16 protein-coding genes are annotated in these 16316 nt (G+C 63.8%); 7 read left to right on the forward strand and 9 right to left on the reverse strand.

The genetic code is table 11. The features are described from left to right. Positions 1-210: 210 nt before the first annotated feature. Positions 211-2442, reverse strand: a complete 2232-nt coding sequence (locus tag CBW50_RS18680) for an AAA family ATPase (protein ID WP_172404811.1) — start codon at positions 2440-2442, stop codon at positions 211-213. Positions 2443-2671: 229 nt separating this feature from the next. On the opposite strand from CBW50_RS18680, the gene CBW50_RS18685 reads away from it, so the two are divergent. The 4 genes from CBW50_RS18685 (at position 2672) to CBW50_RS18700 (ending at position 5510) form a co-directional block, all read left to right on the forward strand. Then, the gene (locus CBW50_RS18685) at positions 2672-3511 is read left to right on the forward strand and encodes a universal stress protein (protein WP_086146947.1); all 840 of its coding nucleotides are present in this window, start codon (positions 2672-2674) and stop codon (positions 3509-3511) included. A gap of 63 nt (positions 3512-3574) precedes the next feature. After that, positions 3575-4219 carry a BON domain-containing protein gene (locus tag CBW50_RS18690; RefSeq protein ID WP_086146948.1) on the forward strand — a complete coding sequence of 215 codons (645 nt, stop codon included), beginning with the start codon at positions 3575-3577 and terminating at the stop codon, positions 4217-4219. A gap of 290 nt (positions 4220-4509) precedes the next feature. Next, on the forward strand, positions 4510-4980 hold the full coding sequence (locus tag CBW50_RS18695) for a pyridoxamine 5'-phosphate oxidase family protein (RefSeq protein WP_086146949.1): 471 nt from the start codon (positions 4510-4512) through the stop codon (positions 4978-4980). A gap of 158 nt (positions 4981-5138) precedes the next feature. Continuing rightward, the gene (locus CBW50_RS18700) at positions 5139-5510 is read left to right on the forward strand and encodes a hypothetical protein (protein WP_139842566.1); all 372 of its coding nucleotides are present in this window, start codon (positions 5139-5141) and stop codon (positions 5508-5510) included. Between the two features lie 70 nt (positions 5511-5580). Here the strand turns inward: CBW50_RS18700 and CBW50_RS18705 are convergent, their stop codons facing one another. After that, complete coding sequence (locus CBW50_RS18705; RefSeq protein WP_216356375.1) at positions 5581-6225, reverse strand: SagB/ThcOx family dehydrogenase; 645 nt, start codon at positions 6223-6225, stop codon at positions 5581-5583. 38 nt (positions 6226-6263) lie between these two features. Further along, positions 6264-6713 (reverse strand): Hsp20/alpha crystallin family protein, encoded by a 450-nt coding sequence (locus CBW50_RS18710; RefSeq protein WP_226935707.1) that lies wholly within the window; start codon positions 6711-6713, stop codon positions 6264-6266. 293 nt (positions 6714-7006) lie between these two features. Between CBW50_RS18710 and CBW50_RS18715 the strand changes: the two genes are divergently transcribed. Continuing rightward, complete coding sequence (locus CBW50_RS18715) at positions 7007-7738, forward strand: lipid-binding SYLF domain-containing protein (RefSeq protein WP_172404812.1); 732 nt, start codon at positions 7007-7009, stop codon at positions 7736-7738. 50 nt (positions 7739-7788) lie between these two features. Beyond that, a complete protein-coding gene (locus CBW50_RS30020; RefSeq protein ID WP_226935709.1) occupies positions 7789-8649 on the forward strand; it encodes a universal stress protein in 861 nt (286 codons plus the stop codon). A gap of 15 nt (positions 8650-8664) precedes the next feature. Here CBW50_RS30020 and CBW50_RS18725 read toward each other — a convergent pair whose 3' ends face one another. The 3 genes from CBW50_RS18725 to CBW50_RS18735 all read right to left on the reverse strand — a co-directional run bounded on the left by CBW50_RS18725 (position 8665) and on the right by CBW50_RS18735 (position 12330). Next, a complete protein-coding gene (locus CBW50_RS18725) occupies positions 8665-10233 on the reverse strand; it encodes a thymidine phosphorylase family protein (RefSeq protein ID WP_086146953.1) in 1569 nt (522 codons plus the stop codon). Beyond that, entirely contained in the window at positions 10230-11588 is a 1359-nt protein-coding gene (locus CBW50_RS18730) for an MBL fold metallo-hydrolase RNA specificity domain-containing protein (RefSeq protein WP_086146977.1), read from the reverse strand. Before CBW50_RS18730 ends, CBW50_RS18725 begins: the two co-directional genes overlap by 4 nt. A 103-nt stretch (positions 11589-11691) precedes the next feature. After that, complete coding sequence (locus CBW50_RS18735; protein ID WP_086146978.1) at positions 11692-12330, reverse strand: response regulator transcription factor; 639 nt, start codon at positions 12328-12330, stop codon at positions 11692-11694. Between the two features lie 305 nt (positions 12331-12635). Here CBW50_RS18735 and CBW50_RS18740 point away from each other — a divergent pair, with 305 nt between their 5' ends. Then, positions 12636-13466, forward strand: coding sequence for a helix-turn-helix domain-containing protein (locus CBW50_RS18740; protein WP_086146954.1), 831 nt, complete (start codon positions 12636-12638; stop codon positions 13464-13466). A gap of 60 nt (positions 13467-13526) precedes the next feature. Here CBW50_RS18740 and CBW50_RS18745 read toward each other — a convergent pair whose 3' ends face one another. The 3 genes from CBW50_RS18745 to CBW50_RS18755 all read right to left on the reverse strand — a co-directional run bounded on the left by CBW50_RS18745 (position 13527) and on the right by CBW50_RS18755 (position 16306). After that, complete coding sequence (locus tag CBW50_RS18745; protein ID WP_253251960.1) at positions 13527-14165, reverse strand: response regulator transcription factor; 639 nt, start codon at positions 14163-14165, stop codon at positions 13527-13529. A 17-nt stretch (positions 14166-14182) separates the two neighbouring features. Continuing rightward, positions 14183-15880, reverse strand: coding sequence for a PAS domain S-box protein (locus CBW50_RS18750; RefSeq protein WP_086146956.1), 1698 nt, complete (start codon positions 15878-15880; stop codon positions 14183-14185). A 180-nt stretch (positions 15881-16060) separates the two neighbouring features. After that, entirely contained in the window at positions 16061-16306 is a 246-nt protein-coding gene (locus CBW50_RS18755; protein WP_086146957.1) for a hypothetical protein, read from the reverse strand. Between the last annotated feature and the right edge of the window lie 10 nt (positions 16307-16316).

A 16316-nucleotide genomic window follows, 5' to 3' on the forward strand; every position in this document is an offset into this window, starting at 1 on the left:
ACCAGGCAGCAGAGCGCCAGCGCCGCCATGCCCGGCACGGCAAAGGCGAACAGCTGCCTCGGCGGCAGTCGATCCGCTTCCCTGCGAAGGCGCCCGTGACATGACTATCGCTTGGCAGCAAGATTGACGGCATGTAGTTTTCACAATGCCAATATTGATGGCCGCATCCATCAGCGCCGCAGCAAGCAGCACGGCTCCAGAGGAGGCAGGTCACGTCGTGTTTCGATGCGGCTCGCATGCTGTGGCGCACCGCTGCAAGGCCTGGCGCACCTGTTCCACCAGCAACGCCAGCGCCTCGGCGCCGAAATCGGCGCCATTGGCGATCTCAATGACGTCAGCCGTTTCGCCGGGACGCAAGCCTTGCCCGGCGCAGCGCTCCATCTGGCCAGCGAGAACGGCCATGTCCGCATCGGAAGGGTCGGTGCCGGCGCGCGCCCGCGCAGCCAGGCGCGCCGCCAGCACGGGCAGCGGCGCATCGACGTGCAGCAGCAGGAACGGCACCTGGCTGCGGCGCGCCAGCGCGCGAAAGGCCAGGCGCCGGCGGCGCTCCAGGAAGGTGGCATCGACCACCATCACGAAACCGGCCGCCAGCCCTTGCCGGGCGAGCCGCGCCAGGCGCCGGTACGTCGCGCCATTGGCGGCCCGGTCATACATTCCCTGCGCTGGCAAGGCAGCGGCGCCGCTGGCGGCAGGGGCGCAAAACAGGCGCTTGCGCTCGACATCCGAGCGCAGCCGCACCGCCTCCAGCGGCTCGACCAGCGCGTTGCACAGCCATGACTTGCCGCTGCCAGCCAGTCCGAAGGCGATCAGCAGCGCCGGCGCGGCGGGGGCGATGCACGCATGGGCGAAGGCCAGATAGCGCTGCGCATGCAGCAATGCCGAAGAGCGTCCGCGGCTGCCTCCCAGGGAGCGCAGCAGGAACACCTTGCAACGCACCAGCGCCCGCTGTACCCGGTAATAAGGCAGCAGCGCCAGGCTGCCATAATCGCCGCAACGCTCCAGATAATCGTTCAGCAAGCGGGCGGCCAGGCCGCGCCGCCCCTGGCATTGCAGGTCCATCCAGGCAAAGGCCAGGTCCTGCGCCACGTCGATCCAGCGCAATGCGGCGTTGAATTCAATGCCGTCGAATACGCGCACCTGTCCGGCCACGGTCAGGATGTTGCCACAATGCAAATCGCCATGGCATTCGCGCACCCAGCCATCAGCCTTGCGCTTTGTCAATACCGGCGCCAGGGCTTGCTCCTGCCGTGTCAGCCAGGCCGCAATCTCGTCGAGCATGGCACGCTGGCGCGCGTCGTCGAGCACGGCGCCGATGCCGGCCACGTCCTCGTGGGTGCGGGCGACGATCAATGCGGCATTGCCCCAGGGCGACTGGGGTGCCGCCCGCGCGGCGCCGGCATGAAAATCCGCCAGCAACAGCGCCAGGGCGCTGACCTCATCCGCGCCAAGCAGGCCGGCATTCAAGCGCGCCTGCCACAGGGCGGACTGGTCAAAGCGGCGCATGCGCACGGCATACTCGAGTACCGGCCCGTCGCCGTCGATGGACGGACATGCCCGCGTGCCGGTGATGCTCGCCAGGCCCAGGTACAACTCGGGCGCCAGGCGTCGATTCAGGCGCAGTTCCTCCTCGCACGCATACCGCCGTGCCGACAGGGTGCTGTAATCGAGCACGTCGCGCTGCAGGGCCGTCTTGAACTTGTAGGCCAGGTCGCCCACCAGCAGGATGCGCGAAATATCGGTGACGATGAGCCGCACCCGCGCATCGGCGCTGTCGAGGCGATTTGCCAGGCGGTGCAATAGCCTGGTCTGCCGCCCGACCTCGTGCTTCCCGCTGCCTTGCTCGGCGGCAGGCCACCGGTGCCCGCCTTGCGGCGCAGGCATCGGCCCCTGGTCAAGCAGCGGCGACGCCCCCGGCTGCGCGGCCCCGTTCTGCCCGAGCGCCTGGACGCCGCCAAGGGCATGGGGAGGCAGCCGCCTTTTCCAGCGCATTTCACCGGCAGGGCCTGCCGGCGCCAGGGCAATGCGGTTCTCGACGCCGCGCACCCCGCGCAAGCCATACACCGCCTCCTCGGCCCGCTTGCGCTGATAGTTCCAGCCCAGCATCCCTTCCAGCCGCAGCACGCCGTCTTGCGCCGCCACCGTAACGGCATCGGCGGAGCTGGGCAATTGCGCCTTGACGATCGCCAGCGCCGCGCGCGCAAGGTCCGCATCCGAGCGCTCCTGTCCCCCGGGCACCACTTCGATCTTGTTGAGCACGCCAGCCACCCCGGCCACTTCCCCGGCGCATCGCCCGGCCTGTATCTTGCCGACGAAATCGGGCGCCAGCCCCGACAAGGTGACGACGCCATGACGCACGGACACCACGATGGCAGGTGGCCCTAGCCGGGCAACACAGCTCAGTTCATGCTCCACATTCCGCCTTACTTCGGCATCGTTCAACATGCTTTCCTCCGCAGGCCGGATGCCGCGCGCACAGCATCTTCTTGCCGTGCATCGCCGGCCCGGCAGTGATCCTAGCATGGCCACAGCGCCAGAAAATATGATCTGGATCAATGCTTGCCCTGCGCCAGTTCCCTGAGCTGAGAATTGCAGGCCGGCTTGACCTGGATCAGCTGGCCCTCCTTACAGGCGCGCCGGAAACAGGTATCGTGAATTTTTAACGGAGTCCAACATGTACAAGACCATCCTGATGTATGCCGACCAGTTTTCCGGCTTCGAACGGCGCCTGCAAGTGGCAGCGGCGCTCGCCAGCGAAGCTGATTCCCATCTGATAGGAACCGTCGCCAGCGGCGGGCCGCAACTCGATTACCTGGTCTACGGGGCGGTCACGCTGGCGCCGCCCCCGCCGATCGACTACGAACCCTTGCGGGAAGCGGCGCGGGAGCAGCTGGCGCGCTTCGACGAGCGTTGCCGCCAGCTGGGCGTCGCCTCGTATGAAACCCGCTTTCAGGACAGCAGCGCGGCCGATGCGCTGATACTGCAGTCGCTGTACTGCGATCTGGTCATCACGGGCCAGAGCGACCTGAGCGACCGGTCGCTGATCTGGTCGACCCGCCTGCCCGCCTATCTCGCCCTGCACAGCGCCCGCCCCTTGCTCGTCATCCCCGATGGCGATGGCCCCGTGACCATCCCCGGCCGCTCCGTCGTCATCGGCTGGAACGCCACTGCCGAGGCCAGCCGCGCGGTAGCTGGCGCGCTGCCGCTGCTGGTGCGGGCGCAGCGCGTGCAGATCATCGTGCTGAACCCGCGCCAGCATTACGGGCAGCATGGACAGGAGCCGGGCGCGGACCTGGCCACCTACCTGGCGCGCCATGGCGTGCGCGCGGAAGTGAGCCGCAGCGAAACGAGCGAAGAATGCGGTACGGCGCTGTGCCGCCTGGCCCAGGACAGCGGCGCGGACCTGATCGTGGCAGGGGCATTCGGCCGCAGCCGCTTCCAGGAATGGGTGCTCGGCGGCACCACGCACAGCCTGCTGAGCCAGTCGCGCCTGCCAGTATTGCTGGGCCACTGAGGGGCGCCGCCGACGCCGCGGCGCAGGCTGCAGGCGCTTTCTTGTCCGACTGGGAGCACGTTCATGATCACCGACAACGACATCAAGACGCAAGTCGAACAGGAATTGCTGTGGGATGTGAGCATCGATCCCAGCCATATTGGCGTCTCGGTCAACGACCGCGTCGTCGCGCTATCGGGCTTCGTGCACGCCTACAGCCACAAGCTGCACGCGGAGCGCGACGCGCAACGCCTCGCCGGCGTGCTGGGCGTGGCCAATGACATCGAGGTGCGCCCCCACTCGCGGCTGGACGCGGAAATTGCCCACGACGCCATTGCCGCCATCGCGCTGCAGCTGCCCGTATCGTCGAAAACGATCAAGGTCATCGTCGAGCACGGCCATGTCAGGCTGGAAGGCACGGTCGACTGGAACTACCAGCGCGAGCACGCCCAACTGGCACTGCGTCACATGCATGGCATACGCGGCATCGAGAACGCCATCGCGATCAGCCACAAGGCCATCCCGGCCGATATCAAGGCGCGCATCCAGGCGGCGCTGAAGCGCAGCGCCCTGATCGAGGCCAGCGGCATCAAGGTCGAGGCAGATGGCGACGCGGTCATCCTCAGTGGCAAGGTGCGTTCCTGGAGCGAACGCGACGAGGTCGAGCGCGCGGCCTGGATGGCGCCGGGCATTACCGCCGTCACGAACCAGCTTCAGGTGGGCAGCTGAATCGTCCGCGCGCATGGACGGGACGCAAACTGCGCCTCATCCCGCTGCCGTACCTCGACGAAGTCAGGGCAGCATGGCGGCGCTGCCTCCCGCCCACTGCCGCGCCGCCAGATAACCTTATCTGCCGGGCAATATCCATGCCCGCGCCACGACAGCGCCGGCATCCGCGACCTAGCTGCAGCAGCAACATCGCCTGCACATGATCTGGCGCATTGCCAGGCACGGCGCAATTTCCTACTATCGAAGTCCGGGCGCAGCGCGCCCACCGTGCATTGCGTCAAGGAGCCACCATGATGCCGCTGGACTCATCCCGCCGCCAGTTCATTTTCGACGTACTCGCTGCCACGCAGGACATGGCCCTGGCCACCGTGCGTCCGGATGGCTATCCGCAGACGACGGTGGTCAGTTACGTGCACGACGGCCTGACGCTGTATTCCTGCATCGGGCTGAACAGCCAGAAAGCGCACAATATCCGCCAGCACGACAAGGTCTCGCTGGCCATTACGCCCGCGTACCAGGACTGGCAGCATATCCGCGGCCTGTCCATGGCGGGCACGGCTGCCCTGGTCGACAACGCCGACGAAACCGAGCAGGTGGCCGACCTGATGCTGTTTCGCTTTCCCCAGATGCGCGACATCATGGGGGCCGGCACGGCCGCGCCGTGGCCGGGCCTCGTCTTCCTGCGCATCCGCCCAAGCGTCATTTCCTTGCTGAACTATGAACTGGGTTTCGGCCACACCGAATTGTTTGAAGTCAGCTGAAACAGGGTAAGTCACCATGCCTTGCCGATTATTGCTGCGCTTGATACATATCAATTCCCCGGCTTCCGCCGCGGATGCCGGCCGCTACACTGACCTGGTGGCTGCGTTTCCTGCAGCAGAACCTGCGTGCCGCGCCACGCCAACACCGGAGAGCCAACATGCCCGACATTCACCTCAAATTTGCCAACCTGCTCACTTCCGGCAGCAGTACCTTGCTCGACCGCTACAATGCGGTGGCCCGGCATGCGCTCGACAGTAGCGCCGATGCTGCGCGCCTGACCCTGCATTACCTGCAGGACCTGTCGCAGGCAAACATGAACGCGCTGCTGCAGCGGGTACAAGACAAGGGCGGTGCCAATCTGTATGAATTCGATCCGGGCAGCTTGAAAGCGCTATGCACCTTGAACGATGATTACCGCTCCAATCTCTTCGCCATCCTGCTGGACATGCAAAAATCCATGGTGGAAAGTAGCTACTCATCCGTCTACGACGGCTACAGGCAGTGGCAGAGAAGCGCTCCCTCCCAGTAAGGCGGCGCTCCTGGCGCACCTGGGGAGCGGGGATCGCACCCTGCCGGCGCAGCCCCTGCCATCCCGCTGCTCAGGAATAAGGCGATGGCGCGGCGGCCGCCAGCGGATAGCCCAGCGATTGCGCCAGCATCACATGGTGCCCATCCGCCAGGCCCATGGCTGCGGCCAGCTCCCGCTGGTCGAACCAGCCACGCGACACCACCGCCAGGCCCTCGGCGGCGCAAAACAGGTACACGTTCTGGCTGATGTGGCCGGCATCGAGGGCGGCAAACAGCAACTGCCTGGCCTGCTCCTCGGGCGGCATGCGCGACAAATTGGCGACGTACAGCAGGTTGACGGGCGCCGTCGCCACGAAATCCTGCTTCCCCGTCACGGCGCGGATATCCACGGCGCTCAGTTGGCGCAATGACGGTGCCAGCGGGTCATACAGGTACAGGCCGCTGGACATGGCGACGTAGATGTCGATTTCCTGCGCATTGCAGACGGAGGGCGCCGTTCGATGGCCCGTGCCGGGGCGGTTGCAGCCATCGGCGGCCCACAGCAGGCGCGACAGCCGGTACCAGGACAGCTCGCGCTCGCCAAATTCGCGCTGCGACTGGCGCAGCTTCAATACTTCGATGAGGGCCATGCCCAGGGCACTGATGTCGGCATCGAGTTCGAAGGTACCCGGCCCCATCAATGGCAAAGGCTCGCTTGTGAGTGCATTTTTCTTCACTTCCCCTCCGTTGCCTGAAACGGCCCGCCATGCTTCCCCTAACTGATCTGCAGGCGCTTTGCACTGCCGCCGAGCAGCTTGGGCAGCTCCATGTCGAGCACGCCGTCACGGTACCTGGCCACGGCCTTGTCGGCGTCGATGTCCTGTGCCAGCGAGAAACTGCGGAAATACTGTCCCGCATGGCGCTCGCGGCGCACGACTTTCTGACCGTTCGTCTCTTCGTGTTCCTGCCTGGATTCGGCCGAGATGGAGACGCGGTTGCCATCGATGTCCACCGAAATATCGTCCACCTTAAAGCCTGGCAACTCAGCCTTGATCTGGTAGGCTTGCTCGCTTTCCGTGACGTCGAGCCGGATCGGCGACGGTCGGCCAAAGTCCTTGAGCGCATCCTTGAAGCCCATGTCCTTCAAAAAATCGTCCATGCTGCGCATGGGGTCGAATCTTGCGATGTCGCTGAGCGGATCAAAATGCATCATATGCTGTGCCATCTCCTGCCTCCTGAACAAAAATCGATGCCGCAGGGAAGAACCGGGCTGCGGCAACCGGATACCCAAGTTCACTATAAAGGGCCAACTCCCGCTTGTCTGCCTGGAAAATGATCGATATCAAGAACGACGCTAATCGGCACGCATGCGCCTCCTGGCCGGACGACAGCCATCACCGGCGACTGAGCGGCTGCGCACCATTATTCGGGCCCGGTATTGATGCAGATCATGGCAAGCGATGCCTGCCTGACTGTAGTGTGAAAGGCCGTTGCCCCCATTTAAACAGGAGTATGGCCATGATTGCCTACATGAAACCGCTTGGCAGCCTGCTGTGCGGCGCGCTGCTCGCTTGCGCGCCAGCGCAAGCCCTGTCCCAGCCTAAGGATGGCCTTGCGTCCGACCAGGAGATGGCCAGAGTGCAGTTGCAGGCGACGGCAAATCAGCATGTCGACACCGCGCGCACGGCTGTGGCCGTGCTGGCGAAGGATCCGCTGATGACGGAAGCGCTGCGCTGGTCGAAGGGCGTCTTCATTCTGCCCGCCTACCGCCGTGCGGCGCTGGCCATCGGCGCCAGCGGCGGCACCGGAGTGCTGCTGGGCAAGCGGGGCGACGGCAGCTGGAGCGCTCCCGCATTTTTCAAGCTGGGAGCACTGGGCATCGGGCTGCAGGCCGGCGTCGAATCTGGCCCATTCGTCTTCGTATTGCTCAACGACAAGGCCATGCGGCAGTTCCAGCAGCGCAGCAGCTTTTCCGTCAGTGCCGATGCGGGACTGACGGTCCGCAACTGGAAAAAAGTGGCACGCGGAACCGTTGGCAAGGGGGACGTCATCGCCTGGTCCGGCACGAAAGGCCTTTTCGCCGATGCGGTGGCTGTCAGCGTGGACGATATCCGCTACGACGAGCAATTGACCGACGCCTATTACCACCGCACGCTGGCCGTCGGCGACGTGCTGGCCGATCGCGTCAGCAATGACCAGGCCCAAGGGCTGCAGCAGGCGCTTGCGGCAGCCAGTGCGCCGGACCGCTAAGTAATCCTCAGGAAATTATTGTGAATTTATGACGAACAGAAGCGGATGCCATGCAAGACGCCCGCTGCGCCGCAGTGCGAGCACTGTTAGCAGCGGGCAACGCCGCAGAGCGCCGGTTATGGAAGTCAGAAATCACAATCATTTATTGGGGGTTACTTAGCGGCGGCAGCGCGCGGCCCTGGCCCTGCTGGTCCCGCGTGCTGACGCGGAACAGCAATCCGCGCCGTGCCTGCACCACCTGCGTCCGCTATCGCCGGCTTCGCCTGCCCGGCCGCATCAATTTACATCAAGGCAACATCGCTGATCGGCAGGAGCCGTGCGCATCGCAAGCGGGCATGCCGGGCACCACCCGGCCTGGGCGGCGATGCCTGGCATCCATTTGCTGTCGTCACAATGATCTGGATCATGGTTTCTCTGCGGTATCAACGGCACACTGTACGCTCCACAACAAGTTCGAGGAGAGCACCATGTTCAAGCACATACTGGTTCCAACGGACGGGTCGCCCGCCTCGCGGACTGCGCTGCTGTCAGCCATCGCGCTGGCGCATTCGTGCGGCGCGCGCATTACCGCGCTGCACGTGGTGCCGGAATTTCACGTCCTCAGCCATGATACGGAGATGCTGGAGGCGACCCGCGCAACTTATCTGGAAGAAAGCATGGAGAACGGCAAGAAAGTGCTCGATGTCGTCCTGCGGCAGGCACGCGAAGCCGGCGTCGAATGCGCCACCTTCCTGACGCGCGCCGATTCCCCGAATGAAAAAATACTCGAGGCCGCCCAGGCAAACGGCTGCGACCTGATCGCCATGGCGACGCACGGCAAATTCGGCTTGAAAGGCGTGCTACTGGGAAGCGAAACACACAAGGTCCTCGTGCACAGCCCCGTGCCGGTACTGGTCTTTCGCGCCGCCTGAGCGCCGGCGGCAGCCTTATTCCGCGCCGGCCAGGCCGGCGCCTATCGCGGCGTCGCCGATCGTGACGAGATTATCCTGGGCCTGTGCATAGGCGAGCGCATACGCGAGTTCGCCGGGGGAACCCGCATGCAAGGTGAACAGCGGTTGCCCCACCGCCACCACCGTCCCCAGCGGCGCATGAAACACCATGCCTGCCGCCGGCGTCTTGGGCGCGCCGGCCAGCTTGGCCGTCCGGGCCAGCAGGCGGTTGTCGATGGCCAGGACCGTGCCAGCGTGCAATGCACACAATGGCTGCGTAAAGGCGGCGCGCGGCGGCTCGCGCATCCCGCCCTGGGCGGCGCAGATGGCCTGGAATTTGCGCCAGGCGGCGCCACTGTCCAGGGCCGCGGCGGCCATGGCCAGGCCGGCACCCTGGGACGCCTTGCCGGCCAGCTCCAGCAAGCCTGCGGCCAGCGCCAGGGCCCGCTGGCGCAAGTCATCCGGCGCGCCGCCGTGATTCTGCAACACGGCCAGCACGTCGAGCGCTTCGAGCGCCGGACCGATACCGCGGCCAACGGGCTGCGTACCGTCGCTCATCTGCACGCGCAGCGCCATGCCCAGGCTGCGCGCGACCTCCCCCAGGCGCGCGGCCAGGATAGCGGCGGCCTCGGGCGAGCGGACCTTGGCGGTGCGCCCCACGGGCATGTCGATCAGCACGTGCGTGGCGCCCGCCGACGCTTTCTTCGACAGGATGGACGCTACCAGCAAGCCATTGCTGTCGAGCCCCAGCGGCCGCTCCACGCGGATGAGCAAATCATCCACCGGGCTCAGCGCTACAGCCCCGCCCCAGGCGATGCAGCCGCCCTCCTGCTCCACCACGCCGTGCATCTGCTGCGCCGTCAATTCCACCGGCGCCAGGGTTCCCATGGTGTCCGCCGTCCCCGCCGGCGACGTGATGGCGCGCGAGGAAGTCTTGGGTATCAGCAAGCCGCAGGCGGCGACGATAGGCACCACCAGCAGCGTGGTGCGGTTGCCTGGCAAGCCGCCGACGCAATGCTTGTCCGCCACGACAGGGGCATCCCAGCGCAGGCGCTGCCCCGCATGGACCATGGCCATGGTCAATGCCGCCGTTTCGGCCAGGTCGAGCCGGCTTCCCGAGCACGCCGTGATCAGCGTCGCCAGCTCGATGTCCGAATACGCGCCGGCGGCGATGTCATTGATAATGGCCGTGATTGCTTCGTTGCCTAAGGGACGGCCATAGATCTTGCCGCGCACGGCCGAGAACGATTCCACCGCCGGTGCATGGCCAACTTGCACCACCTGCCCGTCGGCCTGCCCGAATGCCATCCAGGCGGCCTCCGACAGGCCGATTTCGTCCATGTCGATAAGGGGGAAATGCACGACATTCAGGGTCGCGACGATCCTGCGCTCGCCGCACCACAGCTCCAGCCGCGAACGCGCTTCGAAGCCCTCCGCCTTGCAGACGGGGCTATCGCTGCGGATATAGGCGATGGCTTCCTGATAAGTGTCGATGCCCAGGCGCCGCAAGCGCAATGCCGAGGCGGCGACGGCGGTGCGCGGCGGCGACGGTGCATGGCGCATCATGTCAACGTCACTTCGTCGCCATACGCCGGCACGCTGCATTCCCAGCCAAGCTGCTCGCCTATGCGCCGCCGCAGCGCTTCGGCGGCATCCGGCTCACCATGGGTGATGAAGGTGTTGCGCGGCGCCTGGCGCAACGGCGCCATCCAGGCCATCAATTCATCGCCATCGGCATGCGCGGACAGGTTGCTGATCTGTCGGACGGTGGCACGTACTGGCACATACGCGCCATGGATCTTGACGGCGTCAGCGCCAGCGACCAGCGAGGCGCCGCGCGTGCCGCCGGCCTGAAAACCCGCAAACAGGATGCTGTTGCGGCGATCCGGCGCGAACGCCTTCAGGTGGTGCAGCACGCGCCCGCCCGTCGCCATGCCGCTGGCGGCGATGATCACCATCGGCATGCGGCGCTGGTTCAGCTCGATCGACTCCTGTGCGCTGTTGACGATCGTGGCCGCGTGCGACATGGCCTCGCACTGCGCCGGCGTCAGGCGGTGATCGTGCGGATAGCGGCGGTACAGCATGGTGGCGTCGACCGCCATGGGGCTGTTCAGGTACACGGGCAGCGCCGGGATGGCGCCGCGCTGCTTGAGCAGATGCACGTCATAGAGTATCGTCTGCGCCCGTCCGACGGCAAAGGCGGGGATGATCGTCACGCCGCCGCGCGCGGCAGTCTCGCTGATGGTCTTGCCCAGCAGTTCGATGGCGTCGCTGGCTTCATGGCGCCGGTCGCCATACGTCGATTCCACGACCAGGTAGTCGGCGGGCGGCAAGGGTTCGGGCGGTGCCATGAGCACGTCGTTCGGACGCCCCAGGTCGCCGGAAAAGACGACGCGGATGCCCTCGCCCTGCAGCAGCACGCTGGCCGCGCCAAGGATATGCCCGGCACGCTGCAGCTCCACGCGCAATGACGAGCCAATGCCGAAGGGCTGGCCGAACGCCATGGGAGCGAGCTGTTCGAGCGCCAGGAGGGCATCGGCCTCGGTGTACAGGGGCAAGGCGGGATGATGCTTGCTGAAGCTGTGGCGATTCGCGTACTCGGCCTCCTCTTCCAGCAGGCGGCCGCTGTCGGGCAAAATGATGCGGCACAGGTCGCACGTCGCGGCACTCGCATAAATCTTGCCGCGAAAGCCGTCGCGCACCAGCAGCGGCAGGTAGCCGCTGTGGTCCAGGTGGGCATGCGTGAGCACGACGGCAGTGATCTCGGCCGGCGCCAGCGGCAAGCCGGCCCAGTTGCGCAAACGCAACTGCTTATAGCCCTGGAACAGGCCGCAATCGACCATAATCCGCTCATTGCCGCTGCTGACCAGGTATTTCGACCCGGTCACGGTCCCCGTCGCGCCCAAAAACGTCAGTTTCATCATCGCTCCCCAGTCACCAGCACGACGCTCGGTCGCTACCGAACGTCCGGTCCCATGGCGCGCGTGTCACGCGGGTTCTTTTCCCGACAGAGCCGTGGGCAGCCTACAGCATGCCAAGTTCCAGCGCATAGCGCGTCAACTCGGCGTTACATGCCATTTTCATCTTTTTCAGGATGCGCGCGCGATAGCTCGTGACGGTATTCGGGCGCAAATTCAGAGCGGCGCCGATCTGCACCAGCGACTGGCCAGCAGCGAGGCGCTGGAACACCTGCAGTTCGCGCTCGGACAGGTTCTCGTGCGTACCCAAGGGCCCCTGCGCAAGCACCATTGTCAACTGGTCCGCCATCGCCGGGCTGACATATTTCCCTCCCGATGCCACCTTGCGCACGGCCTGCACAAGAACGTCGGCCGAAACATCCTTGCTCAGGTAGCCAGATGCCCCCAGGCTGAATGCCCGCAAGCCATAGATTTCTTCCGAATAATGACTCAGGATCAGCAGCCCCATGCCTGGCCTGGCCAGGCGCAAGGCTTGCAGCAGTTGCAAGCCGCTTTTTCCCGGCATGGCAATGTCAATGAGGGCCACATCGAATTGCTCGGATGCAATACGATCAGTCGCGTCGTCAAAGGACGCCGCCTGGGCGCCAACGCAAATGTCAGCCGCCGTGCCAAGCATCAGCGACACGCCATTGCGCGCGATGGCATGGTCGTCAACCAACAGCACCCGGATGATTCCCGCTTCCATGGTCAAGGTCCCGAACATGCCTTGCCTAGCGTGATTCGCTGATTTTCATGCATTTGATTCTGCGCCGAACGGCTGGCGGCGTCAACGCCTCGCTGCACCCGCCACCGCTGCCGGGCAGACCCCGTCCATGCGTACTGGCGAAGAAGAAATGTAGGGGATTCCCTACGCAAAAGTTTGAGAAAATTACTACACAAGACCAAGGGTTAAGCTTATAGCCACTGTGCCTGGGTGCGCACATACTATCAGGCATGTAGTCAGAAACACAAAAACTTGATGCAAATCATAAACAGCAATAAGAGGAACCCATGAACGCCTTGCTCTCGACCGATCAGTCCTTGCCAGCGAAAAATTACAGCAGCGGCAATACCTGCGCGAAATGCAGTTCAAGGATGCGCTGCCTGCCCTACGGCCTGGATGAACGTAGCGTCGCTCAGGTCGACAGACTCATCGGCAAACGGCACTGGGTGGAGCGCAATGAGTTGCTCTTAAGGGTGGGTGAACCGTTTCATTGCCTGTACATTATTCACGGCGGCCAGTTCAAGACCTTCCGTGATAATGCACATGGCAAACAGCATGTGATGGGCTTTCACATGGCGGGCGAGATCCTGGGCATGAGCGCCATCAGTACCGGCATTCATGACAGCAATGCCATGGCGCTTGAAGACAGCGAGGTGTGCGAGGTCCCCTTTGCGCAGTTGCAGATGCTGTGCGCAAGCATTCCAGCGCTACAACAACACTTCCATCGCCTCTTGAGCGAGGAAATCAACCGGGATCAGCGCGTCATGCGCTTCCTGGGCAGTTCGGCCGAGCTGCGCTTTGCCACCTTCCTGCTGGATCTGTCGAGCCGTTTCGCGGCCCGCGGCTACTCGCGCCATGACTTCACGGTACTGATGTCGCGTGAAGACATCGGCAACTATATCGGCTTGACGATGGAAAGCGTCAGTCGCCTGATGTCAAAATTCCGCCGCCAGGGCTGGATCAGCACGGACGGCAAAGATCTGCATATCCTCAATTATCGCGCCATCGAGGCGCTGGCCAACGACCAGCCCATGAAAGCAATGGCAAGCATCAATTCGCTCACGCAACAGACCACGGCGATACTGGCCTCCATCGCGAAGACAGCAAGCCAGGCTTGACAAGCACGGCAGCCGGGGCGCGTCGCTTCCGTCGGCGCGGCGCGGTGGACCGAGCGCAGGCTAGTCGCTGCCGGAAATCGGTGGCCCGATGCCATGCTCGATGGCAAACCGGGTCAGCTGCACATTGTTCTTGGCCCGCGTCTTTTCCAGCAGGCGCGCCCGGTAAGTGCCCACGGTATTAATACTCAAATGCAATATTTGCGCGATATCCGCCAGGTCTTCCCCATTGGCAAGCAGCCGCAGGACCTCCAGTTCCCGATCCGACAGTTGCTCGTGCCAGGCCATCCTGCTGCCGCTGATCATGTCGGCCAGATTTTCCGTCACCGCCGAGCTAATGTATTTCCCTCCGCAGGCAGCCTTGTGTACTGCGCCAAGCAGGACGGAGGCATTGCAGTTCTTGGTCAGGTAGCCAGCGGCGCCGTATTGCAGCGCCCGTACGGCGTACACCGTCTCGGCATACATGGACAGCATCAGGACGGCCATGCGTGGCCACTCGCGGCGTAATTTCCTTAACAATTGCAAGCCATTCTGATCGGGCAGGCCGATGTCGACAATGGCAACATCAAACGCCTGTGCCTGCAGCAGATACAATGCCGCGCGTGCAGTCTCGGCCTCGGCAACGACTTCGATGCCGTCGTCCGTACCGAGCATCAAGCGAATGCCGTTGCGGGCAACGACATGGTCGTCCACCAGCAGCACCCTGATCTTCCCGCATCTCATGCGCCCCCCCGTACCGGCAATTGCACGACCAACAAGGTTCCATGCGCGATGGCCATGAAACGGATATCGCCGCCAAAATGCCGGGCGCGCTCACGCATGCCCGCCAGCCCCCACGAATTGGCCGTCAGCAGGCTCTCGCAATCGATGCCCTTGCCGTCATCTTCCACCTCCATCCGGATCGACGAAGCGTCGTGGGTGACGCGCACATCGACCCGCGTTGCCCCGGCATGGCGAACGACATTGGTTAACGCTTCCTGCAATATGCGGAACAAGGCAGTGCTGCGCTCGGGATCGAGCTCCAGCAGGACAGTCTCAGGCGGAATATGGGTCCGGCAGACGAGCCCCGCCCTGGCACAGACCTCTTCCGCGTGCCACTCCAGCGCCGCCCATACGCCAAGCTGGTCGAGCACGCTGGGCCGCAGTTCGGTGATCACCCTGCGTACGGCTGCGGTAGCCGTATCGAGCAAGGCACAGGCATCCTCTAGCCGAGTCTGCAACATACCGCCGTTGCGCTGGTCATGTATCAGGGCCACGGAAAGGTGGGCCTTGACTCCAGTTAAGACACTGCCTAGTTCGTCGTGCATCTCCCTTGCGATCCGAATGCGCTCCCCCTCCTTCACGCGCTCCTGATGGGCAATGAACTGGCGCAGTTGCTCGTGCGACTTTTCCAGCGTTTCCAATGCCAGCTTGCGCACGCTGATGTCCTCCACCATGCCCACGTATTGCCGGGAAAGTCCGGTGGCGCCGCACACCGTCGTGGCACTGAGGATGGCCCATATGGCATGGCCATCCTTGTGCAGGTAGCGCTTTTCGATGCGATAGCTGCTGATCTCGCCGCTGCACAGGCGCCGCCCGAATTGCACGCTGTTGGCAACGTCGTCGGGATGCGTCAGTTTCAGGTATCCAATCGCCAGCAGTTCCGGCGCCGTATAGCCCAGCATCTCGGACAGCGCCCGGTTCACCGTCACCCAGCGGCCCTCCATGTCCGCCATGATCATGCCCAAGGACGAATTTTCAAATGCCCCGCGAAATCGCTCCTCGCTGGCATGCAGCTGCGCCGCCGCCACAGTGCGCTCGGTAATATCGTTGAGTACCAACAACACGACCCCGGGTCCGAAATGCTCCTGGCTCAGCTTGGCCTCCAGCATGGCGGAAAATACGTCGCCTTCCCCCTTTTTCATGCGCAGTACGGCCGAATGCGATGCATCGCGGTCCAGCAGGCGCTGGCGCAGGAAGTAAAAAATATCCTGGTCGTCAGGCACAATGAAACGCGTGAGCGGCTGCCCGGGCAGCATTTCGGGCGCCGTGCCCAGCAAGGCCGATGCGGTGAGATTGGACTGGATGATGATGCCGCGGGCATCCATGCTGATGTAGCCGACTGGCGCCTGGTCGTACAGGCGGTTATACAGTTCGCCGGTATTTTTCAGCGTTGCCTGGGCGGTGCGCAGCTCATCGTTCTGCATTTCCAGCTCGATCTCGCGCACGCTCATCTCGCGATGCGTGGCTTGCAGCGACGCGGGATAGCGCTCGTGGGAGCGGCGCCTGGACGATTCCAGTCTCTGCTTAAGCCGCAGTTCCGCATGCTGACGCAATGATTTCCAATATTGTTCAGTCTGGAAAGGAACGGCAAAGTACTTTCTTCGCTTCGCGCACATATTAACCATGCCCATCGTTAGCAGTTGCCCCTGCAGCATCACATCTTGCAAGGTTCGTGGATGGAGATGTACTAAACAACAATCATAGTTTATATTAGCGCAATAGCGAGCTCAGTAACAGGCATGAAAAAATCCCACTTTTTGCACAACGCGCAGCCGGCATGCGTGCCGTGGATCAAGGTGAGCGCCCGGCGCCGTGACGCGCCTGGCCGCCGTCCGTCACCAGGTGCCGGGCAGTTTCTCGCCCAAGGCCTTGACTGTTGTCCGTTGGACACAAAGTGGTGACAGCGCATTGCCTGATTCGACCTGAAGACAGCCCGATACGCGTGTGATCTTGACGACGCCCTCATGCGCCACCTCGACGAAGGCGGCGCCAGCCCCGTTCAAGGTGGAATGCAGGCGCATATGGCCATGCAACAAGAAATAATCACTGCCGTTCCGAACTATCCAGATATCTGCATGCATGGGTGATCTC

Source organism: Janthinobacterium sp. GW458P (genome assembly GCF_002127585.1).
In the GTDB taxonomy this organism is placed as follows: Bacteria; Pseudomonadota; Gammaproteobacteria; order Burkholderiales; family Burkholderiaceae_D; genus Janthinobacterium.